Origin of the sequence: Saccharopolyspora sp. NPDC050389, assembly GCF_040655595.1 — a bacterium.
Taxonomy (GTDB): domain Bacteria; phylum Actinomycetota; class Actinomycetes; order Mycobacteriales; family Pseudonocardiaceae; genus Saccharopolyspora.
On the sequence record NZ_JBFAKG010000034.1, the window covers coordinates 59,069 to 72,099 of the forward strand.

General features: G+C 69.0%; 12 protein-coding genes. 6 read left to right on the forward strand and 6 right to left on the reverse strand.

Annotated features, from left to right (window positions below):
• Window positions 1-150: 150 nt before the first annotated feature.
• On the reverse strand, window positions 151-726 hold the full coding sequence (locus tag AB0I53_RS22780) for a TetR family transcriptional regulator (RefSeq protein ID WP_358606232.1): 576 nt from the start codon (window positions 724-726) through the stop codon (window positions 151-153).
• Between the two features lie 441 nt (window positions 727-1,167).
• Between AB0I53_RS22780 and AB0I53_RS22785 the strand changes: the two genes are divergently transcribed.
• The 3 genes from AB0I53_RS22785 to AB0I53_RS22795 all read left to right on the forward strand — a co-directional run bounded on the left by AB0I53_RS22785 (window position 1,168) and on the right by AB0I53_RS22795 (window position 6,236).
• The gene (locus tag AB0I53_RS22785; protein ID WP_358606234.1) at window positions 1,168-2,661 is read left to right on the forward strand and encodes an aldehyde dehydrogenase family protein; all 1,494 of its coding nucleotides are present in this window, start codon (window positions 1,168-1,170) and stop codon (window positions 2,659-2,661) included.
• A gap of 455 nt (window positions 2,662-3,116) precedes the next feature.
• On the forward strand, window positions 3,117-4,667 hold the full coding sequence (locus AB0I53_RS22790; RefSeq protein ID WP_358606236.1) for an amino acid permease: 1,551 nt from the start codon (window positions 3,117-3,119) through the stop codon (window positions 4,665-4,667).
• 21 nt (window positions 4,668-4,688) lie between these two features.
• Window positions 4,689-6,236 (forward strand): GMC family oxidoreductase N-terminal domain-containing protein, encoded by a 1,548-nt coding sequence (locus tag AB0I53_RS22795; RefSeq protein ID WP_358606239.1) that lies wholly within the window; start codon window positions 4,689-4,691, stop codon window positions 6,234-6,236.
• A 134-nt stretch (window positions 6,237-6,370) separates the two neighbouring features.
• Here the strand turns inward: AB0I53_RS22795 and AB0I53_RS22800 are convergent, their stop codons facing one another.
• The 3 genes from AB0I53_RS22800 to AB0I53_RS22810 form a co-directional block, all read right to left on the reverse strand.
• Window positions 6,371-6,745: a VOC family protein gene (locus AB0I53_RS22800; protein ID WP_358606242.1), complete on the reverse strand. Its 375-nt coding sequence runs from the start codon at window positions 6,743-6,745 to the stop codon at window positions 6,371-6,373.
• Entirely contained in the window at window positions 6,742-7,320 is a 579-nt protein-coding gene (locus AB0I53_RS22805; protein ID WP_358606337.1) for a helix-turn-helix domain-containing protein, read from the reverse strand. Before AB0I53_RS22805 ends, AB0I53_RS22800 begins: the two co-directional genes overlap by 4 nt.
• 435 nt (window positions 7,321-7,755) lie before the next feature.
• Window positions 7,756-8,316 carry an XRE family transcriptional regulator gene (locus AB0I53_RS22810; RefSeq protein WP_358606245.1) on the reverse strand — a complete coding sequence of 187 codons (561 nt, stop codon included), beginning with the start codon at window positions 8,314-8,316 and terminating at the stop codon, window positions 7,756-7,758.
• 47 nt (window positions 8,317-8,363) lie between these two features.
• Here AB0I53_RS22810 and AB0I53_RS22815 point away from each other — a divergent pair, with 47 nt between their 5' ends.
• Window positions 8,364-9,548, forward strand: coding sequence for a benzoate/H(+) symporter BenE family transporter (locus AB0I53_RS22815; protein WP_358606248.1), 1,185 nt, complete (start codon window positions 8,364-8,366; stop codon window positions 9,546-9,548).
• Window positions 9,549-9,693: 145 nt separating this feature from the next.
• On the opposite strand, the gene AB0I53_RS22820 is transcribed toward AB0I53_RS22815, so the two are convergent.
• Window positions 9,694-10,329 carry a cyclase gene (locus AB0I53_RS22820; RefSeq protein ID WP_358606251.1) on the reverse strand — a complete coding sequence of 212 codons (636 nt, stop codon included), beginning with the start codon at window positions 10,327-10,329 and terminating at the stop codon, window positions 9,694-9,696.
• Window positions 10,330-10,708: 379 nt separating this feature from the next.
• Here AB0I53_RS22820 and AB0I53_RS22825 point away from each other — a divergent pair, with 379 nt between their 5' ends.
• Window positions 10,709-11,605 carry a TIGR03619 family F420-dependent LLM class oxidoreductase gene (locus tag AB0I53_RS22825; RefSeq protein WP_358606254.1) on the forward strand — a complete coding sequence of 299 codons (897 nt, stop codon included), beginning with the start codon at window positions 10,709-10,711 and terminating at the stop codon, window positions 11,603-11,605.
• A 130-nt stretch (window positions 11,606-11,735) separates the two neighbouring features.
• Here the strand turns inward: AB0I53_RS22825 and AB0I53_RS22830 are convergent, their stop codons facing one another.
• On the reverse strand, window positions 11,736-12,269 hold the full coding sequence (locus AB0I53_RS22830) for a DinB family protein (RefSeq protein ID WP_358606257.1): 534 nt from the start codon (window positions 12,267-12,269) through the stop codon (window positions 11,736-11,738).
• 146 nt (window positions 12,270-12,415) lie between these two features.
• Between AB0I53_RS22830 and AB0I53_RS22835 the strand changes: the two genes are divergently transcribed.
• Complete coding sequence (locus AB0I53_RS22835) at window positions 12,416-13,027, forward strand: helix-turn-helix domain-containing protein (RefSeq protein ID WP_358606260.1); 612 nt, start codon at window positions 12,416-12,418, stop codon at window positions 13,025-13,027.
• The last annotated feature ends 4 nt before the right edge of the window (window positions 13,028-13,031 follow it).

The window sequence follows — 13,031 nt, forward strand, 5'->3', positions numbered from 1 at the left end:
GGAGCGCATGCTCGGACGCCAGGTGCCACGGATCGCTGCGGCCATTGTCCACCTCAGCGGCGATCGAGATCAACTGTCGGGAATCCGGTGCAATGCAACGGTCATCGGATGTTGACCGTCCGGTCACCAGCGCGGAATTGCCTGCTGGAATCAGGTTTTCGCGCCCGGGCCGAGCACCCTGCGGAATATCGTCTCGATTTCATCTCGGCTCGGCACCGATTCCCGGACGATGCCTTGCAGCAGCAAACCGCAGAACAGAACGGACAATGCGCGCCCGGTGGCTGGATCGGTGTAGGAGGCGAACAGCTCGGCCAGCGCGCTGTCCCATTCCTGGCTGACCTGGCGCAACGCCGGCTTGTGCAGCGAGGCGATGTAGAGCTGGTGCTCGACGGTGGTCTGCGGCCGGGCGGGGCCGAGGTAGTGCAGCACCAGGTCGGTCAGCGCGACGGCGAGATCACCGCCGCGCTCGAGCCGGTCTGCCCACTGCCGCAGGTGCTCGACGTCGTCCTCGGCGGCCTGCCGCAGCGCGCTGGCCAGTAGGTCGTCGAGCGTCGCGAAGTAGTAGGTGGTCGATCCCAGCGGAACACCGGCCGCAGCCGCGACGGCACGGTGCGTGAGCTTCTCGACCCCGCGCTCGGCGACGACCGTGATCGCGGCGCGGGCGATGCGCTCGCGGCGGGCCGGGTCCTTGCGGCGCGCGGCGGGCGCGGGCTGGGTGGTCGACATTCGCTTCGGCGTTCCTCCCGTGAACTCCACAACGCCGTCCAGCGTGCCATGTTGACCACCTAGCGCGATGCGGCCCAGGTCACCGCAACGGCGTTCCGCCTGTTCATCACACTTTTTTCGATGATTCACCGCAGGGCCCGAAGCCCGATGATGTACAGATGTACAGGACCGGTGTTAGGGTCTTCGCGGCACTGCGCCGGGACACAAGCGTTAACCCGCCACCGAATGGACCACCAGGAGGTGAATTCCGCGACTCGCGGGTCGATCGGTCCCCATTCGGCGAGAATCGCGCCGCCCGCGCTTACCGGCGGCGCAATCGGGGAACGCGCTTTAGTGTGGCGGAGCGAATCGGATCGCGGCCATGTGCACATCGGTACCAGAAGTGCGCAGCGGTGCGGTTCCGGCGCGAAAAGCACAATCGACATCACGGGGAAACGAGCCATGTCGCAAGCAGAGAATTCGACACCCTCGCTGTTCATCGATGGCGAGTGGGCGTCGGCCGGCGACGGTCGCACCCGCGAGATCCGCTGCCCCGCCGACGGCGCGCTGGTGGCCACCGTCGCGGAGGCCGGGCCGGCCGACGCCGAGCGGGCCATCGCCGCCGCGCGCCGCGCCTTCGACGACGGCGCCTGGGCGAACACTTCACCGTGGGAACGCGGCGACCTGCTGCTGCGGGTCAGCGACATCCTGCTGCGCGACAAGACGGAGTTCGCCCGCGCCGAATCGCTGGACACCGGCAAGCGGCTGGTCGAGAGCGAATACGACATGGACGACATCGCCGCGTGCTTCCGCTACTTCGGCAAGCTCGCCGGCACCGACGCGGGCCGCCTCGTCGACACCGGCTCGCCGGACTCGATCAGCCGCGTGCAGTACGAGCCGGTCGGCGTGTGCAGCATGATCACGCCCTGGAACTACCCGCTGCTGCAGGTGGCCTGGAAGGTCGCCCCGGCGATCGCGGCGGGCAACACCTTCGTGCTCAAGCCCAGCGAGCTCACGCCCAGCACCGCGATCCTGCTGATGCGGGCGCTGACCGAGGCCGGGCTGCCCGCCGGGGTCGGCAACCTCGTGCTGGGCACCGGTGCCGAGGTCGGCTCGGTGCTGGCCGAGCACCCGGGCGTCGACCTGGTGTCGTTCACCGGCGGCCTGCACACCGGCCGCAAGATCTCCGCCGCCGCGGCGGCGACGGTGAAGAAGGTGGCGCTGGAGCTCGGCGGCAAGAACCCGAACGTCGTGTTCGCCGACGCCGACTTCGAGACCGCGGTGGACTACGCGCTGACCGCGGTGTTCCTGCACTCCGGGCAGGTCTGCTCGGCCGGGACGCGGCTGATCGTGCAGGACGAGCTGCACGACGCGCTGGTCGACGAGATCGTCCGCCGCGCCGAGCTGATCCGCATCGGCGGGCCGTTCGACTCCGATGCCGAGACCGGGCCGCTGATCTCCGCCGCGCACCTGACGAAGGTGGACGACTACGTGGCCAAGTCGGTCGCCGAAGGCGCCGTGTTGCGCACCGGCGGCCGCCGCCCAGAGGGCGACCGCTACGCGAACGGCCACTACTACCTGCCGACCGTGCTCGACGAGGTGAAGCAGGGCAGCTACGCGGTCATCGAGGAGTCCTTCGGCCCGGTGCTGACCGTCGAGCGCTTCACCGACGAGGACGACGCGGTGCGCATCGCCAACGACACCTACTACGGCCTGGCCGGCGGGGTGTTCACCGGCGATCCGGCCAAGGCCCAGCGGGTGGCCAACCGGCTGCGGCACGGCACCGTCTGGATCAACGACTTCCACCCCTACCTGCCGCAGGCCGAATGGGGCGGCTTCAAGCAGTCCGGCGTCGGCCGCGAACTCGGCCGCGCCGGTCTCGGCGAGTACCAGGAAGCAAAGCACGTCTACCAGAATCTGCGGCCCGGTCCGCAGAACTGGTTCTCCGGAGAATGAATGACAGTGAGCTGGTCGTTTTGCGTAGGTGGTCCCGTAGCGGCCCCCCTGCGGGAATTACAGACGCCGCCTCGACTGCGGGATCCCCGACTGATGTATGTCCAATACGCGGCGCCGGGGCAGGTCCTCGCAGAGAGCCCCTTATGGGGTGGGCACCGTCTGAGAACCCGCGGGTGGTCATCTTGCGTAGGTGGCGGAAAGCGGCTTCGCCGCTTGCCTGACGCCAACTGCGGCTGAGCACTTCAAACGTTGCAACCCACCCGACCCACAAGGAGGAAGAACGTCTAGCGGCGGTGGCTGAGCCACCGCCGCGGGAACTGCGCGGCCCGGCCGGGCCGCGCTTTGCTCGAAACCGCCGATGTGGCGGTGATCTTCGCGCGACGCAAAGCAACCACCCGATTCGTTCCCCTCCCCGCATCCGGCGGGCGGGGAGGATCGGGAAAGGAGTTCGGGGCATGAGCGCGCCCAATTATGACGCCGAGCTCAACGAGTTCGGCTACACCAACAAACTGAAGAGAAGCCTCGGCGGATTCTCCACCTTCGCCGCCGGGATCAGCTACATCTCGGTGCTCACCGGCACCTTCCAACTGTCCTACTTCGGCCTGTCCTTCGGTGGCCCCGCCTACTGGTGGTCCTGGCCGATCGTGTTCGTCGGGCAGTTGCTCGTGGCGTTGAGTTTCGCCGAGCTGGCATCCCGGTACCCGATCGCGGGTTCCATCTACAACTGGGCCAAGAAGCTCGGTGGTCAGCACGTCGGCTGGCTGGCCGGCTGGATGATGCTGCTGGCCTCCATCGTGTCGATCTCGGCCACCGCGCTGGCCTACCAGAACACGCTGCCGCAGATCTGGTCCGGCTTCCAGGTCGTCGGCGACGGCAGCACCGGCACCGAGCAGGCCGTCAACGGCATCATGCTGGCCACGGTGCTGATCCTGTTCACCACGCTGGTCAACGCCTTCGGCGTGAAGCTGATGGCCCGGATCAACAGCGGCGGGGTGTTCATCGAGCTGGTCGCCGCGGTGCTGCTGATCGTCGCGCTGGCGCTGGTCGTGGTGAACCCGCCGACGGTCGTGTTCGACACCAACGGCACCGAGTCCGCCTTCGGCGGCAACTACCTGAGCGCGTTCCTCGTCGCCGGGATCGCCTCGTCGTACGTGATGTACGGCTTCGACACCGCCGCCTCGCTGGGCGAGGAATCCATCGATCCGCACCGCAACGCCCCCAAGGCGATCCTGCGGGCGCTGATCGCCTCGTTCGTCCTCGGCGGCCTGATCATCCTGCTCGGCCTGATGGCCACCAAGGACTTCTCGGCGCCGCAGCTGGCCGAGAGCGGCCTGCAGTTCGTGCTCAACGACGCGCTGGGCCCGCTGGTGGGCCGGCTGTTCCTGCTGGCGATCTTCGTGGCGATCACGGTCTGCGTGCTGGCGGTGCACACCGCGGCGATCCGGATCGTCTTCGCGATGGCCCGGGACAACGCGCTACCCGCCGGTTCGCTGCTGGCGCGGGTGAGCCCGCGCTTCCAGACGCCGATCGTGCCTGCCGTGGTCATCGGCGTGCTCGCGGTGGCGCTGCTGGTGGTCAACATCGGGCAGCCGCAGATCTTCACCGCGGTCACCAGCCTGGCGATCATCCTGATCTACATCTCGTACCTGCTGGTCACCGTGCCGATGCTGATCGCGCGGCTGCGCGGCAAGTGGTCGGTGCCGAGGGACGAGGCCAAGCGGCAGGGCCGGTTCAGCCTGGGCAAGCTCGGACTGCCGGTCAACGTCCTGGCCGTGCTGTGGGGCGTGGGCATGACGATCAACCTGGCGTGGCCGCGCCGCGAGGTCTACAACGCCGAGCCGCCCTTCCACTGGTACCTGCAGTACAGCTCGGTGCTGTTCGTCGGAGTCGCGGCGCTCGGCGGGTTCGCGTACTACTGGTTCGTCCAACGCCACAAGGTCGGTGTGCTCGCAGACCACGCCGCCCAGTCCACTTCGGACCACAGCACCTCCAGCCCGGTTGCCTGAGCAGAAACGGAGTTTCGATCCATGACAGACCAGTTCGACTACGTCGTGGTGGGCGGCGGCAGCGCCGGCGCAGCGGTCGCCGCGCGGCTCTCGGAGGACCCGGACGTCACCGTGTGCCTGCTCGAAGCCGGGCCGTCCGACGTCGACGACAAGGCGATCCTGGAGCTCAAGCGCTGGATGGCGCTGCTGGAGTCCGGCTACGACTGGGACTACCTGATCGAGCCGCAGGACAACGGCAACTCGTTCATGCGGCACGCGCGGGCCCGGGTGCTCGGCGGCTGCTCCTCGCACAACTCCTGCATCGCGTTCTGGGCCCCGGCCGAGGACCTCGACGAGTGGGAGTCGATGGGCGCCACCGGCTGGGGCGCCAAGGACATCTTCCCGCTGTACAAGCGGCTGGAGACCAACGACGGGCCGGGCGAGCACCACGGCCGCAGCGGCCCGGTGACCATCCGCAGCGTCCCGCCGGAGGACCCGTGCGGCGCCGCGCTGCTGCAGGCCTGCGAGCAGGAGGGCATCCCGACCACGGAGTTCAACTCCGGCAAGACCGTGGTGCACGGCGCCAACTGGTTCCAGATCAACGCGCGGGAGGACGGCACCCGGTCCTCGTCGTCGGTCTCCTACCTGCACCCGAACCTGGACCGGCCGAACCTGGAGATCCGCACCCAGGCGTGGGCTAAGAAGGTCACCTTCGACGGCACCCGGGCCACCGGCGTGCAGTACCTGGACGCGGACCTGATCCACACCCGCACGGTGACCGCGCGCCGCGAGGTGGTGCTGTCCGCCGGCGCCATCGACACCCCGAAGCTGCTGATGCTCTCCGGCATCGGGCCCGGCGAGCACCTGCGGGAGTTCGGCATCGACGTGCTGGTCGACTCCCCCGGCGTCGGCTCCAGCCTGCAGGACCACCCGGAGGGCGTGATCAGCTGGGACGCCAAGCAGCCGATGGTCACCGACTCCACGCAGTGGTGGGAGATCGGCATCTTCACCACGACCGAGCCGGACCTGGACCGCCCGGACCTGATGTTCCACTACGGTTCGGTGCCCTTCGACATGCACACCGTGCGCCAGGGCTACCCGACCTCGGAGAACAGCTTCTGCCTGACCCCGAACGTCACCCGCGCCCGATCCACGGGCACGGTCCGGCTGCGCAGCCGGGACTTCCGGGACAAGCCGAAGGTGGACCCGCGGTACTTCACCGACCCGCACGACATCCGGGTGATGACCGAGGGCATCAAGCTGGCCCGCAAGATCGTGGCGCAGCCGGCGATGGGCGACTGGGCCGGCGCCGAGCTGTTCCCCGGCCCGGACGTGCGCACCGACGACGAGATCGCCGACTACCTCAAGCGCACCCACAACACCGTCTACCACCCGGCGGCGTCGGTTCCGATGGGTGCCGACGACGACCCGACGAAGCCCCTGGACCCGCGCCTGCGGGTCAAGGGCGTGCAGGGCCTGCGTGTGGCGGACGGCTCGGCGATGCCGTTCCTGGTGGGGGTGAACCCGAACATCACGACGATGGCGATCGGCGAGAAGTGCTCCGACATGCTCAAGGAGGACAACCGCTGATCAGGTGAGGGCGCCCCCGGCCGCTCGGCCGCGGGCGCCCTCTCCCGTTCGTCCGCCATCATCCCCCGAAGGTGGCGCGAGCGTCCCGCTGCCGAGGTCCCTCCGGTCCCCCGTCCCGGAGGGGCCTTCGGCATTCACGCCGTGGTCATGACCTCGTAGAGGTTCCCGGTTTCGTCGGTGAAGAACAGGCCGCGGGGGCACAACGGGTGGTCGGTGCGGCCGTTGCCGGGATCGCGCGGGCTGTTGCCGTAGGACACGCCCCGCGTCTGCAGGCGCGCGAGGATCTGGTCGAACTCCGCAGGTTCCACGTCGAACGCGAGGTGGTGCGGTTCGGCCTCGGGCACGGTCATGAACTGCAAGGTCAGCGAGTCGTTGACCGCGACCGGCGCGAACTTCCCGTCGACGCCGTCCGGCGGCAGGCGCCGCAATCCCATTATCCCGGCGAAGAAATCCGCCTCCGCGTCGTTGTCCCGCGCCGGGACGATCGTGTGGTTCAGGGTGACCGTCATTTCGCCTCCTCGATCGCGCCGTGCAGGAAGACCTCGACGATCTCGGTGGTGTCGACGGACGCGGGCTCCTCCATCCGCGGCCGCACGAACAGCAGCCCGAGGAACATCGCCGCCAGCTTCTCCGGCGGCAACCGCAAGGATTCCCGTTCCGGCTCGAACAGCTCCGCCATCGCATCGCGGACCTGCCGCATGGACTCCGCCCGGTCGTCGGCCTCCGGCCGTTCCCGGTCCGCGCCGCGCTGGCCGCGCAACTGCCCGGAAGCGTGCAGGGATCCCAGCACCGCGCCCATCCGCTCCAGGTGCGCGGCCAGCGCGTCGGCCGCATCGACGAGCCGCTGCGCCAACGGCTCGTCGATCGAAATCGAGCCGATCTCCCGCACCACGTGGTCCGGCCGGACGGCTTCCGCCACGCACGCCCCCAGCAGTTCGTCCTTGTCCGCGAATACGCGGAAGATCGTCGCCTCACCGATCCCCGCGGCCCGCGCGATGCGACTCGTCGTCACGGCCGCCCCGTACTCCGCGACGAGCGGCACGGCCGCCGCGATGATCATCGCCCGCCGCTCTTCCGGACTCATCCCCGGCGCCCTGCGCCGCGTCTTCGTTTCCGCCACGCCTCCAACATACGGAGTGAGTACTCACTCCGTCAACGAAGAAGTGAGTACTCACTCCGATGCGAGCCGAGGCCGCCCGGTTTCCACTGGTCGCGTGGCCCGTGTGTGTTTTGTGCTGCTATAGAGGCTGTTTTGGATGTCGTGGTGTGAGGTGTGGTATCGCGGGGCTTTGTCTTTGAAGCGGCGCAGCCGCTTAGCCCACCCTCGCAGCTCGCACCGCCGCGGGTTCTCAGAGGTCTTCTCGCGAGGACAGCCCCGACGTGGTGAATTGGCATTCATGATGTCGGGGATCCCACAGCGAGAAGACGCCTGAGGTTCCGCCACCCGCACCGCTACGCAGAGCAAGTTCGGAAACAGGCTCTATAGCAACACAAAGCACGCACGGGTCAGGCGAGCCCTTCAGACCGGGTCGACGTAGCGCATGACGAGCGTCGCGGAGGCGTCGTCTTCGAGTGCTTGGTAGACGTGGTCGACTCCGCCGTCGAAGCGGATGTAGTCGCCCGGGCCGAGCGTTTCCGGCGCGGATTCCGGCCCGGCGACGAGGATTCCGGAGTGCACCAGCAGCTGCTCGATCACGCGCGGCCGGTGCGCGGCGGATACGTACCGACTCCCGGCGCGCACGCGCAGCCGGTACACCTCCAGCCGCTGACCACCGCTGAACACCCGGTCCATCAGCTGCACGTCCACAGTCTCGCCGGACAGGTCCGCGCCGCTGGCCCGGCTGACCAGCACCGCATCCTCGGCCGCCCCGGGCTCGGCGACGAGCAGCCGCCCCAGCGGCACGTCGAGCACCGTCGCGAGCGCATACAGCGTCTCCAGCGTCGGGTTGCGCCGGCCCGCTTCCAGCTCGGAGAGCGTGCCCTTGCCGATGTCGGCCCGGCGGGCGGTCTCGGACAGCGACAGGCCGCGCAGGGCCCGGGCGGCGCGCAGGTTCGCGCCCACCACCTTGACCAGCTCCACCGCTTCCTCCTAGCATCGCATCGTTCCATAAACAGAACGGAAGCCCAGTGCAGTTACGGCAACAGCTCCCCACCGCCCTGCCGATGTCCACATTGGTCTCCGGCGCCATCACCACGCTGGTCGGCGTGGTGAGCTCCGCAGCCATCGTCTTCCAGGCCGCGCGGACACTCGGCGCCGGCCCCGCGGAAATCGGCTCGTGGATCCTCGCGCTCGGCGCGGGCATCGGCGTCACCTCGATCGCACTGTCCCTCCGCTACCGCGCGCCGGTCGTGCTGGCCTGGTCCACGCCCGGCGCCGCGCTACTGGCCACGAGCGGTCATGGCACCTCGATGGCGGAGGCCGTCGGCGCGTTCCTGCTTGCCGCGGCGCTGACGGTGCTGGTCGGGCTCACCGGCTGGTTCGAGCGGGCGGTGAACCTGATCCCGGCGTCGATCGCATCCGCGCTGCTCGGCGGCGTGCTGCTGCAGTTCGGGCTCGGCATGTTCACCACCATGCAGACCCAGTTCTGGCTGGTGCTGGCGATGCTGGTGGGCTACCTGCTCGGCAAGCGGCTGCTGCCCCGGTACGCAGTGCTCGTCGCGCTCGTGATCGGCGTTGTGTTCGCCGCCTTCCAGGGTTCGTTGCGCTTCGACGGCGTCGGCTTCGCGCTCGCCACGCCGGTGTGGACCTGGCCGAGCTGGTCGCTGCACGCGACGATCAGCCTGGCCCTGCCGCTGTTCGTCATCACGATGACCTCGCAGAACCTGCCGGGCATGGTGACGCTGCGGGCCCACGGCTACTCGACGCCGGTCTCGTCGATCCTGTCCTGGACCGGGGCGGTGAACGTGGTGCTGGCGCCGCTGGGCTGCTTCGGCATCAACCTCGCGGCGATCACCGCGGCGCTGTGCATGGGCCGCGACGCGCACGAGGATCCGGCGCAGCGCTACAAGGCCAGCATCGCCTCCGGCGTCTGCTACCTGCTGCTGGGGATCTTCGGGGCGATGCTCGGCAGCCTCATCGCCGCGTTCCCGCTCGCGCTGATCACCGCACTCGCCGGGATCGGCCTGCTGGACACCATCGGCGGCTCGCTGACCAAGGCCACCGAGGACCCGGGCAGCCGCACCGCCGCGCTGATCGCGTTCCTGGTGACGGCCTCGGGCCTGACGATCTTCGGCATCGCCTCGGTGTTCTGGGGCCTGCTCGCCGGGATCGCCACCCACCTGATCACCAGGAAGCCTGCGGCCGGCGCCTGAGACGAACGGCCTGTTCACCTCGCCTAGCGAGGCGAACAGGCCGTTCGCTCCGACACGTGAGCCGACCAGTCGGGGGGACGGGGCACGCGTGCTGGGTGGCGAATTCGCGACGGGCCGCCACCCAACACCCGCGATCCGCGCCGGGTCAGCCGATCGTCGTGGTGGTCAGGACGGGGTTGGGGTTCGGGAAGCACCGCGACGGCACGTTCTGGTCGCCGATGATCGACGACACCACCGCCGTGAAGGTGAGCCCGGGGTCATCGTGGCTGGTGCCGTGCAGCTTGGTCTCGATCGTGCCGGAATCCGCGGCCGTGAGGTGCGCGGTCACGGTGGGCAGCTCGAACTCCGAGCCGCCCGCGATCGGACCGTCCAGGTGGATCGTGGCGACGTTGCCGTCCACCGAGAACGTCGGCGGGTTCGGCCCGAGGCCGGAGCCGCCCGCCAGGTCCGCCGAGACGAACGTGGTGTTCGCCGGGATCGGGATCTTCAGGTCCATGCCCTCGATCCGCTTAACGGTGTACCCGTTGACCTCGGCGGGCACGGTGTTCGGGCCTGGGTCGATCACGATGTCGAGCGCCCCGCCGGGAGCGACCGAGGGCGGCGCGGTGACGTCGGCGGACTGCTGCAGGCTGAACTTCTGCTCTCCCACCGGAGAGTCACCGGCGCAGTCGAAGTTGATGTCGAATGCGGCGGCCATGGCTTGGGGGGTCAACGCGAGCGCCGTGGCCGCGGCGATGGCCGCGGTGATGGCGGCACGTCTACCACGAAATAGGGACTTCATTGGCCTCACCTCGCAGAATCGGTGAACGAAAGGGGCGAGCCGCGCGGCGACCGAAATACTTACTGACGAGTAAACTCGGCGTCAACGTGAAGGGTTTTCACAGAATTCACAGCCGACACCGGGCACCACGGCCCGCTGTCCCCGGTTCCACGCACAACCGCCGATCAGCTGGATCACGTTGCGACATAAGTGTTTCGGCGAAACTCGATCGGCGGGATCCGCGACCCGGCGTGATCGCCGAGCTGCCATTGGTGGTAGTTACACGCTCACCCGGGGCAAGGCCGCGGTCCACGGTGCACGCTCGTCCGAACGCCGACCCGGTGCATCCGTTCCGACCAGAGCCATCAGCAGCGATCCCAGATCGACAGGAGGAATTCCCATGCGTCTCGGACTGGCCCTTCCGCAGTTCGGCCCCTTCTCCGACCCGGCCCTGGTGCCGACGATGGCCGCCGAGGCCGAAGCGCTCGGCTTCGAAAGCCTGTGGACGGGCGAACGCGTACACGCCGCCACCGACCCGAGCACGCCGTACCCGGGCGGCACCATGCCCGAGCAGTTCCGCCGCGGCCTCGACCCGATGCTCGTGCTGACCCTCGCGGCGAACGCCACCACGCGCCCACGGCTGGGCACCAGCACGCTCAGCGCCCCGCTGCACCCGCCGATCCACCTGGCCCGCAGCCTCGCCGGGCTCGACCGGCTCAGCCGCGGCCGGATCATCGCCGGGTTCGGGTTGGGCTGGTCGCGCGACGAGTACGACGCGGTCGCGGTGCCGTGGCGGGAGCGCGGCGCCCGGCTGGACGAGACGCTGGACGTGCTGGAGAGCCTCTGGGCGGCCGATCCCGTGCAGCACCGCGGCAAGTTCTGGACCATCAGCCCCGGCGACTTCCAGCCCAAGCCGGTGCAGCAGCACCTGCCGATCTACCTGGGCGGGCTCTCACCTGCGGCGTTCCGGCGCATCGGCCGCCGCGCGGACGGCTGGCTCGGCGTGGCGCTGCCGGCGGAGGCGCTGCGGGGCGCGCTCACGAGCATCGGCGACCAAGCGCGAGGAGCCGGGCGCGGACCGATCGCCACCGCACTGCGCATCAATGCCAGGATCCAGGCCGCTCCGACGGCGAGGCCGGGAGTCGGCCCGGTCGAGCAGCTCGTCGACTACCTGCACGAGGTGGCGGAGCTGGGCATCGGCGAAGCGTTCGTGGACCTGCAGTTCACCACCGCGACCCCGGCCGAACTCCTGGACCTAGCCGCCAGAATCCGGAACGCCTTCAAAACCACCGGCTGACGAACCACACCCGACCACACGCCGGACCAAGACTCCCGAAAATCGCCCAGGGGCAAGCGTCTCTGCGCGCTGCGCCGGATCTGAAGGCCGAGGATCAGCTCACAAGAGCCAGAATTGGGTGGTTCCGCGATCAGGGGAAGCGGCGGCCGGCTGAGGCCCGGTAGAGGTCGCGCAGCAGGCTCACCTCTGCGCCGTGGTGGAACAGCTCGCGGTTGAGGTGCAGCGCCAGCGCGACGTAGCTGCGGTCGGCGAACGGGCCCTCCGCCGGGCCGACCGGCTTCTCCCAGCCTTCGGCGTCGAGCGCGCCGATCCCGTCGCGCCACAATTCTTTCTGCTCGTCGAGGTAGGCCAGCGCGGCTTCTGCGGTGCCCGGGTAGTCGTGGTTGTCCATCCGGTACGACGCGTCTCCGAAGTGGTTGTTGGCTCGCATCGCGAAGACGTGCCCGGAGATGTGGCTGAGCCGCCAGGCGATCGTCGTGAACGGCGGCGGCACCGGCTGCGGGAAGCTGAAGTCCATCGCCCAGCCGTCGTCGACCCGTCGCAGCGACCAGCAGTCGGCGACCGGCTCCCAGAGGTATTCCGCGTCGGTCAGGCCGTCGAGGCCGGGGCGCCACATCGTCCAGTAGAAGTCGAGCTGGTCCAGCACTTCCGCCCGCCAGTCCATGCCGCGAGCCTAGACGAGTAGTGCCGACGTGCTCAGTGGCCAAGACGATCAGTGATCGTGTGGCGTGTCGGCCGGTGTGGTGGTCGTGCCACGTAGCGACGGCTTCCTTAATGGCAGTTTCTGCCACTAAGGGCTACGATGGGCGTATGGCCAGGCAGGCTCTTGATCGGGACGAACTGCTAGCGATCTCTCGTCGCTGCGCAGCGGTCTTCGCCGAGGCCGGCGATTCGTCGCCCACCGTGGCGCTGCTCGCGGAGACGGCCGGGATGTCGCAGCGGAGCTTCTACCGGTACTTCCCCACCAAGGAGGACTGCCTGCGGCCGGTCTTCGACGAGGGCAGCCGGGCGTTCGCCGACGCGCTCGCCGCGCAACCGCCGGACACCGGCCTGGCCGATGCGATCCTCCAGGCCTTCGACCTCGCCTTCTCGACGAGCACCGATGAAGAGGCACGCGCACTCATGGCGGTGGTCTTCACCGATGACGTCCTGCGCAGGGTTTGGCTACAGGCCACCTACGAGATCACCGAACTGCTCAGGCCGAGCGTGGCCGCGTTGCTCGGCACGCCGGAGGGCGACTTGCGCACCACCGTGGTGTGCGGGCAGGCAGCACTGCTGACCATCGTGGCTCTTGAGCATTCGATCCGGGACGGAACCCCGCTGGCGGTCGCGGCCCGCGCCGCAGCCGCCGTGATGTTCGGCCCGCTCGCCGAACCTCAGACCGCGACGCCGCCCGGCGCCGCACGGATTGCAACGAAGTAGGAAA